General features: G+C 72.3%; 11 protein-coding genes. 8 read left to right on the forward strand and 3 right to left on the reverse strand.

Translation table 11 applies throughout. The features are described from left to right. Positions 1–16: 16 nt before the first annotated feature. Positions 17–220: a hypothetical protein gene (locus tag HUT10_RS51140; RefSeq protein ID WP_254896961.1), complete on the forward strand. Its 204-nt coding sequence runs from the start codon at positions 17–19 to the stop codon at positions 218–220. Positions 221–338: 118 nt separating this feature from the next. Here HUT10_RS51140 and HUT10_RS20590 read toward each other — a convergent pair whose 3' ends face one another. Next, positions 339–950, reverse strand: coding sequence for a TetR/AcrR family transcriptional regulator (locus tag HUT10_RS20590; RefSeq protein ID WP_254896962.1), 612 nt, complete (start codon positions 948–950; stop codon positions 339–341). Between the two features lie 86 nt (positions 951–1,036). On the opposite strand from HUT10_RS20590, the gene HUT10_RS20595 reads away from it, so the two are divergent. From HUT10_RS20595 to HUT10_RS20610, 4 genes are all read left to right on the forward strand, one after another. Further along, entirely contained in the window at positions 1,037–2,743 is a 1,707-nt protein-coding gene (locus HUT10_RS20595; RefSeq protein ID WP_176172718.1) for a TIGR03086 family metal-binding protein, read from the forward strand. A gap of 854 nt (positions 2,744–3,597) precedes the next feature. Next, a complete protein-coding gene (locus tag HUT10_RS20600) occupies positions 3,598–4,203 on the forward strand; it encodes a TetR/AcrR family transcriptional regulator (protein ID WP_176172719.1) in 606 nt (201 codons plus the stop codon). Beyond that, positions 4,200–5,372 carry a Glu/Leu/Phe/Val dehydrogenase dimerization domain-containing protein gene (locus HUT10_RS20605; protein WP_176172720.1) on the forward strand — a complete coding sequence of 391 codons (1,173 nt, stop codon included), beginning with the start codon at positions 4,200–4,202 and terminating at the stop codon, positions 5,370–5,372. Before HUT10_RS20600 ends, HUT10_RS20605 begins: the two co-directional genes overlap by 4 nt. A gap of 51 nt (positions 5,373–5,423) precedes the next feature. Further along, positions 5,424–6,446, forward strand: coding sequence for an LLM class flavin-dependent oxidoreductase (locus HUT10_RS20610; protein WP_176172721.1), 1,023 nt, complete (start codon positions 5,424–5,426; stop codon positions 6,444–6,446). Here HUT10_RS20610 and kstD read toward each other — a convergent pair. Beyond that, a complete protein-coding gene (kstD, locus tag HUT10_RS20615; protein WP_176172722.1) occupies positions 6,443–8,173 on the reverse strand; it encodes a 3-oxosteroid 1-dehydrogenase in 1,731 nt (576 codons plus the stop codon). The two genes, HUT10_RS20610 and kstD, sit on opposite strands and share 4 nt — an antisense overlap. Positions 8,174–8,538: 365 nt before the next feature. Here kstD and HUT10_RS20620 point away from each other — a divergent pair, with 365 nt between their 5' ends. Next, on the forward strand, positions 8,539–9,240 hold the full coding sequence (locus HUT10_RS20620; RefSeq protein WP_254897480.1) for an SDR family oxidoreductase: 702 nt from the start codon (positions 8,539–8,541) through the stop codon (positions 9,238–9,240). Here the strand turns inward: HUT10_RS20620 and HUT10_RS20625 are convergent. Further along, positions 9,237–10,511, reverse strand: coding sequence for a 6-phospho-beta-glucosidase (locus tag HUT10_RS20625; protein ID WP_176172724.1), 1,275 nt, complete (start codon positions 10,509–10,511; stop codon positions 9,237–9,239). The genes HUT10_RS20620 and HUT10_RS20625 overlap by 4 nt on opposite strands. Positions 10,512–10,664: 153 nt before the next feature. On the opposite strand from HUT10_RS20625, the gene HUT10_RS20630 reads away from it, so the two are divergent. Together HUT10_RS20630 and HUT10_RS20635 are read left to right on the forward strand one after the other, a co-directional pair. Beyond that, on the forward strand, positions 10,665–11,690 hold the full coding sequence (locus tag HUT10_RS20630) for a carbohydrate kinase family protein (protein ID WP_176172725.1): 1,026 nt from the start codon (positions 10,665–10,667) through the stop codon (positions 11,688–11,690). Positions 11,691–11,796: 106 nt separating this feature from the next. Continuing rightward, the gene (locus tag HUT10_RS20635; RefSeq protein WP_176172726.1) at positions 11,797–12,594 is read left to right on the forward strand and encodes a heavy metal-binding domain-containing protein; all 798 of its coding nucleotides are present in this window, start codon (positions 11,797–11,799) and stop codon (positions 12,592–12,594) included. Positions 12,595–12,600 lie beyond the last annotated feature (6 nt).

A 12,600-nucleotide genomic window follows, 5' to 3' on the forward strand; every position in this document is an offset into this window, starting at 1 on the left:
GTTGTGAATGGTTTGCGTGATCGTGAACGTCTGTCCCGGAAGCACCGTGGTGGGACTGACTTCGACGGAACTGGTGGGCGTATCCGCCTGCGCGGCAGGGGCAATGGCGATGAACGCCGTGGCCAGTGCGGCCACCGAGGACAGGATCGTGGTCCTTCGCCAGCTTCTTCGCATAGTCGTCATCTCGCTGTTCCGGTCCGGGGAATGCCGCTCTGACTGATGGTGCATTGGGGTCTTTTCTGGACAGCCGACGCTGATCAGTCGTCGCGCTCGGAGAATTCGTTACCGCCATCCGGACGCGTCGCGGCACCGCCGTCAGGAGGGACGCCAGCGGCCGTTCATCTCACCCGGCTGCGGCGGCGGGCCCGGCAGATCCGGCCCTTTCGCGGACAACCCTTCGACGAGCAGGCCGAGGTACCGGTGGCGCAGCTGTGAGGTGCGCTCGGGTCGTCGACGCGGATGGCGGCGCAGCATTCGAGGATCATGCCGATGTCCTCGGTGACCACGTCCGGCCGCAGGCGGCCGCTTTCGTGCGCGCGCTCGACCAGCTTCCGCGTCAGCTCGCCCGCGCGCTGCGCGTCCCGGCCCATCTCTGGCGTGGGGGTGAACGTGCCGGCCAGGTGGACGGTCAGCGAGTGGACGTCGGCTTCGACGACCCGGGTGAGGAACTTGGTCAGCGCGTCCCAGCCGTCCTTCTCCTCCGCGGCGTACTCGGCTTCGCCGATGTAGAGCAGGAGCCCGTCGTGGCAGATGTGGCGGAGCAGGGCTTCCTTGCTCGGGTAGCGGCGGTAGAGCGCGCTGATGCCGACACCGGCCCGCTCGGCGACCTGCGAGATCGGCGCCTTCGGATCGCCGAGGAAGACGTGCCGGGCGGCGTCGAGGATGACGATGTTGTTGCGGGCGGCCTGGCCGCGGCGGCCGGGCAGGGCCGCGGTGTCTGTCTCGCGCATCCGCCGAGATTACCACTGGAACGGATCGTTCCGGTCTGCTACAGTTCGGAACGAAGCATTCCGTTCCACTCTCCGAGGAGCTCATCATGACGGTCCCCGCCCTCCGCCCGTTCCGCGTCGAGATCCCGCAGGCCGCCCTCGCGGACCTGGAGAACCGCCTGCGCGGGGCGCTGTGGCCGGACGAGCTGCCCGCCGAGTACGGCGTCACGAACGAGCGGGTCCGCGCGCTGGCCGAGTACTGGCTGGAGAAGTTCGACTGGCGGGCGTTCGAGGCGCGGCTCAACGCGTACCCGCAGTTCGTCACGGAGATCGACGGCGAGGAGATCCACTTCCTGCACGTCCGCTCGTCGCGGGCGGACGCGACGCCGCTGGTGCTGACGCACGGGTGGCCGGGCTCGATCGTGGAGTACCTGGACGTGATCGGCCCGCTGACCGAGCCGGCGTCGGCCGGGGAGCCGGCGTTCCACCTGGTCATCCCGTCCCTGCCGGGCTTCGGTTTCTCGGGCCCGACCCGCTCGGCGGGCTGGGGCACCCGGCGCACGGCGGCGGCGTGGGCCGAGCTGATGAGCCGGCTGGGTTACGAGAAGTACGGCGCGGTGGGCAACGACGGCGGGTCGATGATCTCGCCGGAGATCGGGCGGCTCGTGCCGGAGAAGGTCGTCGGGGTGCACGTCACCCAGCTGTTCTCGTTCCCGTCGGGCGACCCGGCCGAGATGGCGGACCTGAGCGAAGCCGACCAGGCCGCGCTCGCGCACCTGCAGTGGTTCTCGGAGAACATGTTCTCGTTCAACATCCTGCACAGCCAGCAACCGCACACGCTGGCGTTCGCGCTGACGGACTCGCCGCTGGGCCTGCTGGCGTGGAACGCCCAGCTGTTCGGCGAGCACCTGGACCCGGAGTTCGTGGTGGCGAACGTGGCGCTGTACTGGCTGACCCGCACCGGCGGCTCGTCGATCCGCTTCTACTACGAGAACGCGAAGGCGACGTCCCACCCGGAGGGCCCGACCACGGTCCCGACGGCCCTGGCGATGTTCGCGGGCGACTTCCAGTCGATCCGCCGCTTCGCCGAGCGCGACCACGCGAACATCGTCAGCTGGAACAGCTACGACGTGACATCGAACTCGGGCGGCCCCCGCGACGCGGCGGGCCACTACGCGGCGCACGAAGCCACGGAGGTCCTGGTCGCCGACATCCGCAAGTTCTTCGCTCGCTTGCACCGCGGTACGGCGTGGCCGCTCCTGGAGTCGGCGCACGAGGCCCTGCGATCGGTGCTGGCGGGCGTGACGGACTGGGCGGCCCCGACCCCGTGCACGGAGTGGAACGTGACCCAGGTCCTCCAGCACGCAGCGGGAGACCAGCTCGGCTACGCGGCAGCGATCACCGGAACGGGCGGCCCGGACTTCAACCCGTTCGCCCCCTCAGGCACCCTGCCGACCCCGCCGGCGGAGTTCCTGGAGCCGACCCTGTCCGCAGCATCCTCGGCATTCGCCACGGTCCCGGTCGGCGCGGCGGCGGTCCCGACACCGTTGCCGCAGGGAGCACTCCCGGCCGAGGTGGCGGTAGGAGCGGCGGCACTGGACGCGGCGGTCCACGCGTGGGACATCGCGGTGGCAACGGGCCAGAAGTCCCCGCTGACCCCAGAGCTGGCGGCAGAGCTCCTGCCGGTGGCCCGGCAGCTGGCCGAGCCCCTGCGAGGCTTCGCCTACGCGCCGGCGCTGGAGGCATCCCCGTCGGACAACGCAGCGGCGACGCTGCTGCGGTACCTGGGCCGCAACCCGGAGTGGAAGGCCTGACCCGAGGGCCGGAGCGCCGGGAGCCGCACGTGGCTCCCGGCATCGGCACAGGCCCACCCCGGCCGCCAGCGCACCGGCTACCGCCGGGCCCGCCCCCAGCAGGAATTCCCCGAACCGGTTCCGGGCACCAGCGGGACTTTCCCAGCCGCCCCGCCCAGCCCCGGGCACCGGCAGGCGTTACTGGCTGGACGCTGCCGCGGCCGAGCCGGAGCGGCCCGCGCCGTGCGGCGACCGGCTGAACCTGGTGCGGGCGCACGTGGCGGCCGTGCTGGGCCACAGGCCTGTCTCACCAACCGGCCCCGGCCCCGGCAGGCCCCGGCCGACACCGGCACCGGCCGCCCGGCTGCAGCCAATCCCGGCGGCCGCGGATCCCACCCGCGAGCGCCCTGATTCCTGCCCATCGCCGCTGTTGCCTGCGCTCGCAGGTCTTTCGACCCGCCGCCAACCCGCTTCCGCCGGCCGCACCCTTTCAGCCGGCCGCCACCCCAGCGCGCCACCGACCAGCCAGCCCGATTCCTTTCCCGCGGCGTCTCCCTGGCCCCCCGGTCGCCCGCAGCCTTTCGGTCCGCCTCCCTCGCGCCCGCAGCCTCTCCGCCCGGCACTGCCCGGCCCTCGCCGAACAGCTCCCTCGCCCGCCTACCCTCTCGGGCCGCCGCCGACCGGCCCCCTCCAGCCCGCAGCCCTCCCGCCGCCACCACCCAGCCCTCTCCCGGCCGCCACCCCCAGCACCGCCCGCCACACCCCCGTCCCCGCGACCGCACATCCCCTGACCTGCACTCCTGACTGTCCGCACAGGCCGACTACCCCACATTCGGCGCCTCCCCCAGCACCCACACCCTCGGTACGGTGACCGCATGATGCGGAAGGCCGTTGCCGTGCGGCGGGAGGAGATTGTGCGGGCCGCCCTTGCGCAAATCCGCTCCCGGGGCATTGCCGGTGTTCGGGCCGCCGATGTCGCCCACTCCCTCGACATCAGCACCGCGCTGATCTTCTACCACTTCGGGACCCTCGAAACGCTCGTCATCGAAGCCTTCCGGCAGGCCGCCGAACACGAACTCGGCAAGCTGGACCACGAACTCGCCAAAGGCGGCTCCCCCGACCAGCGGCTTCGCGCCGTCCTCGCTCTCTACGCCCCCGCGAAACACGACAACTGGCCTCTGTGGATCGAAGCCGGGGCCGCCGCCTTGCGGGATCCGTCCCTGCGGGCCGTGCTGCAGCGGCTTGATCTCCGGTGGCGGGATGCCGTGGTCGCCCTGATCGCGGAAGGGGTCGGCGCCGGGGTTTTCCGGTGCCCCGATCCTCGCGGCGCCGCCTGGCGGCTGACCGCTCTTCTCGACGGGCTCGCCGTTCAGGTCGTCGCGCGGGAAGGGACCGTCACCGCCGGGGACTGTGAGCGGTGGGTTGCCCAGGCCTTGGCGCACGAGCTCGGATGTCGACCGGGGGATCAGGAGGGGCGATGAGCGGAACAGCCTTGCTCGAAGTGGCGTGGACCGACCCTGTCACCGGGTGCCGCGGGTACCTGGTGATCGACCGGCTCGTGCGCGGCGTCGCCAGCGGGGGCCTGCGGATGCGCCGCGGGTGCTCGCTGTTCGAAGTCCGCGGCCTGGCCCGCGGCATGACCCTCAAGGAAGGCCTCAACTACGACCCCGACGGCCGCTACATCCCCCTCGGCGGCGCCAAGGGCGGCATCGACTTCGACCCCCACGACGAACGCGCCCGCGACGTCGTCGCCCGGTACCTGCACGCCATGCGGCCGCTCATCGAGCAGTACTGGACCATGGGCGAGGACCTCGGCCTGCGGCAGGACGTCATCGACGGCGTCATCGCCGAGATCGGCCTGCTCAGCCCGGTGCAGGCCGTCTACCGGCTGCTCGAAGACCGCGAAGAGGCGACCGCCCGGCTGGCCGACGCCTGCCGGATCGAGGTGGGCGGGCTCGGGCTCGACGAGCTCGTCGGCGGCCTCGGCGTCGCGCAGGCCACGCTCACCGGGCTCGAAATGCTCGGCCTCGAACACCAGGACAACCGGGTCGTGCTGCAGGGCTTCGGCGCGATGGGCGGCGCCACCGCCCGCTTCCTCGCCGACGCCGGGTTGCGCGTCGTCGGTGTCTCGGACGTCCGCGGGGTGGTCGCCAACCCGGACGGGCTCGACGTCGAGAACCTGCTCCGGCACCGCGACCGCTTCGGCGGCATCGACCGCGACAACCTCAAGCCCGGCGACGAGCTGCTGCCACCGGAAGCCTGGCTCGACGTGCCCGCCGAGGTGCTGGTGCCGGCCGCGATCTCCTACTGCGTCGACGCCGACAACCAGGCCAAGATCGGCGCCGAGCTGATCGTCGAGGCCGCGAACCTGCCGGTCACGCCGGACGCCGAAGAGCTCCTCGACGCCCGCGGCATCCGCGTCGTCCCGGACTTCGTCGCCAACTCGGCGACCAACTCGTGGTGGTGGTGGACGCTGTTCGGCGACGTCGGCGCGGACGCCGAGGAAGCCTTCGGCAAGGTCCGCACCCGGATGCGCGCCCTGGTGACCGGCATTTTCGAGGTCGCCACCCTCGACGGCCTCAGTCTCCGCGACGCCGCGCTGCAGCTGTCGGAGAAGAACCTCGAGGCCATCCAGGCCCGGTTCGGCTGAGGCACGAGGGCCCGAGGGAACGAATTCGCCCCCAAAGTAGTTGAGCGTTGTATGAAACTCGGCATCTACAGCTTCGGTGACCGCGCGCCGGACCCGCGCACGGGCGACCAGCCGTCCGTCGCGCAGACGCTGGCCAACACGCTCGAGCGGATCAAGCTCGCCGACGAGCTGGGCCTCGGCTTCTACGGCCTCGGCGAGCACCACCTCGACCAGTACGCCATCTCGAACCCCGGGACCGTGCTGGCCGCCGCCGCGAGCGTGACGAACCAGATCACCCTCAGCTCCGCCGTCACCGTGCTGAGCACCGAGGACCCCGTCCGCCTCTACCAGCAGTTCACCACGCTCGACCAGCTCAGCCACGGCCGCGCCGAGCTGCTCGCCGGGCGCGGGTCGTTCACCGAGTCGTTCCCGCTGTTCGGCAACGACCTCGGCGACTACGACGAGCTGTTCGAGGAGAAGCTCGCCCTGCTGCTGCGCATCGACCGCGAGGACCCGCTGACCTGGTCCGGCAAGTTCCGCCCGCCGCTGGAGAACGCGCGGATCCTGCCCCGGCCGTACGGCGAGCACCTGCGCATCTCGGTCGGCACCGGCGGCAACCCCGAGTCGTCGATCCGCGCCGGCCTGCTCGGCCTGCCGGTCGTCTACGCGGTGATCGGCGGGCAGCCCGAGCGCTTCGCCCCGCTGGTCGACCTCTACCGCCGGGCCGGGGAAGCGGGCGAACAGCAGGACCTGCACGTCACCATGGGCGCGATCGGCTTCATCGCCGAGAAGTCCCAGGACGCCAAGGAAACGTTCTACCCGTACTGGCTCGAGACGATGAAGTACGGCGCCCGCGCCCGCGGCTGGGCAGTCCCGACCCGCGCCGAGTACGACGCGTTCACCCGCGACGCGAACGCGCTGTTCGTCGGCAGCCCGCAGGAGATCGCCGAGCGCCTGATCTCGGTCGGCAAGCTCACCGGCGCGGACCGGTACGCCATGCAGATGGACTGGTCCGGTGTCCCGCACGCCGAGGTCATGCGGGCCATCGAACTGCTCGGCACCGAAGTGCTCCCGCTGGTGGAAAAGGAGTTCTAGACGTCGTTCCCGGCGATGTAGCCGAAAGTCATCGCCGGACCGATCGTCGACCCGGCGCCGGCGTAGCTGTGGCCCATCACCGCCGCGCTCGCGTTGCCCGCCGCGTACAGGCCAGGGATCACCGAACCGTCCGGGCGCAGCACCCGCGCGCGGGCGTCCGTGCGCATGCCGCCCTTCGTGCCGAGGTCGCCGGGGACCAGGCGCAGCGCGTAGTACGGCGCCGTCCGCAGCTGAGCCAGGCAGGAGTTCGGCGTCACCGACGGGTCCGTGTAGTAGTGGTCGTACGCGCTGGCGCCGCGGCTGAACTCGGTGTCCACACCGGACCGTGCGAAGCCGTTGAACCGGTCCACAGTGGACTTGAGCGTGGTGGCAGGCACGCCGATCTGCGTCGCGAGGCCCTGGACGGTCGAGGCCTTGAAGACCGCGCCCGCGGCGTACCAGGCGTCCGGAAACGGCAGCAGCGGCGCGATGTCGCGGAACAGGTACCGGTTGCGGTAGTTCTGGTCGACGACCAGCCACGCCGGGATGTCCGGCGCCGCCGGGTTCTTGTCGTACATGGTGTGCACGACGTCGCTGTAGGGCGCGGCTTCGTTGACGAACCGCTGCCCGGCCTGGTTCACGATCAGTCCGCCGGGCAGGGTCCGCTCGGCCAGGCAGAAGTACGGGTCGCCCGGGGTCGGGATGGCCGGGCCCCACCAGGCGTCGTCCATCAGGTCGAGAGCGGCACCCGCGCGCTGCCCGGCGCGGTGGCCGTCACCGGTGTTCTCCTTCGCCCCGACCGTCCAGTCGGTGCCGATCGGCTGCCGCTGGTACTGCGCGCGCATCGCCGCGTTGTGCTCGAACCCGCCCGAGCCGACGATCACGCCGCGCCGCGCCCGGACCAGCCCGTTCGGCGTCACCACCCCGGTCACCGCGCCGTTTTCCACGTTCAGGTCGACGAGCGGGGTGTTCAGCAGCACCGGGACGCCTGCTCGCTGCAGGCCCACGCGCAGCCCGGCGGCGAGCGACTGCCCCATGGTGAGCGGCTTCTGCCCGGCCAGCGCGGCGGCCGTGCCGCGGGCCAGGCACTCGGCGGCGACCGCGGCGCCCTTGGCGTTCACCAGGGCGAGGTTCAGCCACTTGTAGTCGGCGCTGAAGACGACGAGCCCGGCCGGCGTGGCGAGGTAGGGCGGGTTCAGGTTGGCCAGCTCGGCACCCAGCAGGTTCCCGTCGAACTGGTCCGGCTCGATCGACCGGCCGTTCGGCAGCCCGCCCGGCAGCTCCGGGTAGTAGTCGCTGTAGCCCTCCATGAACCGGAACCGCAGCGGGCTGTTGGCCAGCACGAAGGAGATCATCGCCGGGCCGTTGCGCAGGAACGCCTCCTGCCGCGCGACCGGCACGTCCGGGCCGACGACGGCGGCGAGGTACTGCGCGGCCTTGGCGGGCGTGTCCGGCACGCCGGCGGCGAGCAGCACCTGGTTGTTGGGGATCCAGATGCCGGCGCCGGAGCGGGCCGCCGACCCGCCGAACGTAGGCGCCTTCTCGAGCACGACGACGCTCAGCCCGCGCTTGGCCGCGGTCAGAGCGGCAGTCATGCCGGCCGCACCGGAGCCGACCACGACGACGTCGTACTCGGCCGTCGCCGCGGCGGCAGCGGCGGCCGGCGCGGCGAGCCCGGCGGTGACGGCGAGGCCCATCCCGGCGGCGCCGCCGCGGAGGAGCTGACGGCGGGTCAGGTCGGCATCCATGGCGACTCCTCGCTCGCGGGAACAGCGAGGGCCATGGTCTCCGGCACGCCGATAAACTGAAACAGGTTCTAACCAAGTGGAGTAGTCCAGCTCGACACGACTCGGCCGGTGGCGGCAATGTGAACCGGCGTTCGGCGCAGGCGCCAGCAGCGCCAGTTCACCGGCACCTCCTCGGGTTCCGCGCGCCGGCAGCGGTCACTGCGTTGCGTCCTTCCGGCAAGATGCCGAACGTCGTCACAAACGGAAACGCGTTCTCGTGCCGTTCATCCACCATCCCTTGTGGACATCCAGAGAAAGTTGACGCCACCCTCAACTTGTGGCTAAGTTGAGGATACACTCAACTTGAGGAGGTTCCCTTGCCGAAAGTGCTCGCCGTCCTGGGCGTCGGCCCCGGGCTCGGCTTGTCGATCGCCCACCGCTTCGGCCGCGAAGGCTTCACGACGGCGCTGGTTTCCCGCACCGACGCCCGGCACGCGGGTTACCGTGCGTCGCTCGCCGGCATCGACTCCCTCACCTACACGGCGGACGTGACCGACCCGGACCAGGTCCGTGCCGTGCTGGGCCGCATCAAGGCCGACGCCGGCGAGATCGACACGGTGTACTTCGGGCCGGCCGACGCCACGGCAGGCCCGGGCATCACCCCGCTCACCGAAGCCGGCGCGGGCACGCTGCGCGCGACGTTCGATTCGATCGTGGCCCCGGCGGCGAACCTGGTCGAAGCCGTGCTGCCGGGCTTCCGGGAACGCGGCTCGGGTTCCTTGCTGTTCGCGGGCGGCCTGAGCGGCAAGCACCCGATGCCGATGCTCGGCAGCCTCGCCCCGGCGTCGGCGGCGCTGCGGATGTACGTGCTCACGCTGCACGCGGCCCTGCGGGAGGAGGGCGTCCACGCCGGGATCCTGACCATCGGCGGCCTCATCGAGCGCGGCGACATCCACCGCGTGTTCACCGCGCAGGACCACGGCTTCACCGTGGGCACGCTCGACCCGGACGACATCGCCGACCGCGCGTGGCAGTTGCACACCGAGCGCGAAGCCGAGGCGGAGTTCAACGCGATGGCGGTGGCCTAGGCGAGGTAGGCGAGTTCCGGGTGCGCGGCCGCGTAGGCGTCGAGCAACCGACGGCCCACCGGTACCGAGCCGACCAGCGGGTGCAGGGCGAACGCCCGCAGCGCCGCCGCCCGGGATCCTGTCGTCGCCGCTTCGAGCACCGCGCGCTCGACCGCCTTCACCGTCGCCACCAGGCCCAGGGCGTGGTCCGCCAGCGGGGCCGTGGCCAGCGGGCGGGCTCCGTCCGCGTCGACCACGCACGGGACTTCCACGACCGCGTCGCCCGGCACGCCGGGGAGCGTGGAACCGTTGCGGACGTTGAGGATCAGTGTCGTGCGCTCGCCGTGCGCGAGGGCACGCATCAGGGCCAGCGCGACCTTCTCGTAGCCGCCGCCTTCGAGGTCGTCGCGCTCGCCTTCGCGCGCCTCGGCCATGTACGTCGCTTCGCGCTCCAGGCGTGTGCGCTCCCACGAGGCCAGCGACGGCTCCGCGTAGAACTCCCGTTGCTGTTCGAGGAGGAACTCACCGCGTGACTCCGCGGCCGCGTGGGGAAAGTAGTAGTAGTGCAGGTACTCGTTGGGGACCGCGCCGAGCGTGCGCAGCCAGTCCGCGCCGAAGAGCTTGCCCTCCTCGAACGACTCGCACGCGGCCGGGTCGGCGAGCAGCCGCGGCAGGACGTCTTCGCCGCCGACGCGGACCGAGCGGAGCCAGCCGAGGTGGTTGAGCCCGGCGTAGTCGAACTTCGCCGTCGCCGCGTCGACCCCCAGCGCGCGGGCGACGCGGCGGCACAGCCCGGACGGGGAGTCGCAGATGCCGATCACCCGGCCGCCGAGGTGCGCGGCCATCGCTTCGGTGACCAACCCGGCCGGGTTGGTGAAGTTGATGACCCACGCGCGCGGCGCCAGCTCGCCGACCAGCCGCGCGAGGGCGACCGCGACCGGGACCGTCCGCAGGCCGTAGGCGATCCCGCCCGCGCCGGCGGTTTCCTGGCCCAGCACGCCTTCCGCGTGCGCGATCCGCTCGTCCAGCTGCCTGCCGCGCAGGCCGCCGACCCGGATGGCCGAGAACACGAAGTCCACATCGGACACCGCGGCGCGCAGGTCGGTGGTGGTGGACACCCGGGGTGCGTTCGCCGCGCCGCCGGCCTGCTCGGCCAGCACCCGCTCGATGGCCGCGAGCCGCCCGGCGTCGACGTCGTGCAGGACGAGCTCGGTGACCTCGCCGCCGTCGAGCAGCGCCCCGTGCACCAGCGGCACGCGGAACCCGCCGCCGCCGAGGATCGCCAGCCTCATCGCCCAGAACCGATCGGGTGACAACCTTGCAGCATTCGCCGACCCTAGCAGCCGGGGGCGCGCAATCCGTGGTCGAAACGGTTCAGCTCTTGCGAATCTCGCGCGGCTGACGCAGGCTCGGGCCGTCCGCTGCGTGATCCCCTGGAGGCGCCTGTGCCGGCCGAGCCCGCACCCGAAGTCGACGTCTTCCTGTCCGGCCTGCTGTTCTTCGACCTGGTGTTCACCGGGCTGGAACACCCGCCGGCACCGGGCACCGAGGTGTGGACGGGCGGCATGGGCTCGGGCCCGGGCGGCATCGCCAACTTCGCCGTCGCGCTGAGCCGGCTCGGCCTGCGGACGTCGCTGGCGGCGGCGTTCGGCACCGACGTCTACGGGCGCTACTGCTGGGACGTGCTGGCCCGGCAGGAGCACATCGACCTGTCGCGGTCGCGGCGGTTCCCCGAATGGCATTCACCCGTGACGGTGTCGCTGGCCTACGCGGGCGACCGCGCGATGGTCACCCACGGCCACCCGCCGCCCGTCCCGGTCGCCGAGCTCGCCGGCTCGCCGCCGTCGAGCCTGGCCACGGTGGCGCACATCGGCCTCGACACGGCCGAGTGGGTGCACACCGCGCACCAGTCGGGCAGCCTGGTGTTCGCCGACGTCGGCTGGGACCCGTCCGAGGCGTGGTCGCCGGCGCTGCTGGAGCAGCTGGGGTGCTGCCACGCGTTCCTGCCGAACGAGATCGAGGCGATGCGCTACACGCGCACGGACACCCCCGATGCGGCGCTGGCCAAGCTGGCCGACCTGGTCCCGATCGCGGTGATCACCCGCGGCGGCGAGGGCGTGCTGGCGGTGGACGGGACGACCGGAGAGACGGCGGCGGTCCCGGCCCTCCCGGTCGACGTCCTCGACGCCACCGGCGCGGGTGACGTGTTCGGCGCCGGGTTCGTGGCCGCGACGCTGACCGGCTGGCCGCTGGCCGAGCGCCTCCGGTTCGCCTGCCTGACGGCGAGCCTGTCGGTCCAGCACTTCGGCGGCGCGCTGGCCGCACCGGGCTGGCACGAGATCGCACAGTGGCACGCGCGGACCCGCAGCCCCGAGTACGCGTTCCTGGACGAGGTCCTGCCGTCGGAGACGGTCGCGGGCATCCGCCGCGGCCCGGTGACCCTCGGCTTCGGCGACGACACCTGGCGCTAGCACCCGGCCCGGCCGATCTCGACCTTCCGGACATCCCCCGGCTTCGCCCCGCCCGGGCGCGAATCCGTGCCACGATGGGAAGAGCGGCGACGGAAGGAGGCACCCGGTGCCCAAGCGGGACGTTCGGGACCTGCCTCCGGCCGCGCGGGCGCGCATCGAGCGCTTCGAGGCTTCCGGGCCGAAGACGTCGCTGCTGAGCGTGCCGGGCGCGGTCGGCGCCGAGGCCGCCGGCTTCACGCCGGTCGGCGAGGTCATGGGCTGCGTCGTGCAGCAGGTGGGGTGGACCGCGTTGGGCCAGTGGGCCACCGACCAGGTCTGGCTGCTGGCGGACACGCTGCGGGAGGGCTACGCGACCGCGCTCGGCCGGCTCACCGAGGAAGCGAGCGCACTCGGTGCGGACGGCGTGCTCGACATCCGGTTCACGACCACCTCCCTCGACGGCACCGCCCAGGAGCTCGTGGCGATGGGCACCGCCGTCCGGGCCGAGACCGCGCAACGGCCCGGCCGGCTGTTCACCACCGACCTGCCGGGCCAGGACGTCGGCAAGCTGATGCAGGCCGGGTGGGTGCCGGTGCGCGTCGCGGTCGGCGTGGCCGCGCGCGGGCGGATCGACAACACCATGCAGCTCCAGACCGGCTTCTGGGCGGGCAACCTCGAAGTCGACACCCCGACCAGGGTCGTCAACCAGGTCCGGGCCGCGGCCCGCGCCGAGTTCGCCCGCGCGATCCGAGACTGCGGCGCCGACGGCGGTATCGTCTCCGACCTGCGGTTGCGGACGTGGCCGGTGCAGGAGGTCGCGGTCTACGCCATCGCCAGCGTCATCGGCACCGCGATCGCGCGCTTCCACGACGGCCCCGCCGCGCCGACCGGCGCGCTCAAGATCTTGCCCTTGAACCGTTCCTGAGGAGGC

Source organism: Amycolatopsis sp. Hca4 (assembly GCF_013364075.1).
In the GTDB taxonomy this organism is placed as follows: Bacteria; Actinomycetota; Actinomycetes; order Mycobacteriales; family Pseudonocardiaceae; genus Amycolatopsis.

What these genes read in the sequence shown, in the direction of transcription:
- HUT10_RS20595 (WP_176172718.1), top strand. Translation starts at nt 1,037, where the DNA reads ATGACGGTCCCCGCCCTCCGCCCGTTCCGCGTCGAGATCCCGCAGGCC.
- HUT10_RS20605 (WP_176172720.1), top strand. Translation starts at nt 4,200, where the DNA reads ATGAGCGGAACAGCCTTGCTCGAAGTGGCGTGGACCGACCCTGTCACC.
- HUT10_RS20590 (WP_254896962.1), bottom strand. Translation starts at nt 950, where the DNA reads ATGCGCGAGACAGACACCGCGGCCCTGCCCGGCCGCCGCGGCCAGGCC.
- HUT10_RS20610 (WP_176172721.1), top strand. Translation starts at nt 5,424, where the DNA reads ATGAAACTCGGCATCTACAGCTTCGGTGACCGCGCGCCGGACCCGCGC.
- HUT10_RS20625 (WP_176172724.1), bottom strand. Translation starts at nt 10,511, where the DNA reads ATGAGGCTGGCGATCCTCGGCGGCGGCGGGTTCCGCGTGCCGCTGGTG.
- kstD (WP_176172722.1), bottom strand. Translation starts at nt 8,173, where the DNA reads ATGGATGCCGACCTGACCCGCCGTCAGCTCCTCCGCGGCGGCGCCGCC.
- HUT10_RS20600 (WP_176172719.1), top strand. Translation starts at nt 3,598, where the DNA reads ATGATGCGGAAGGCCGTTGCCGTGCGGCGGGAGGAGATTGTGCGGGCC.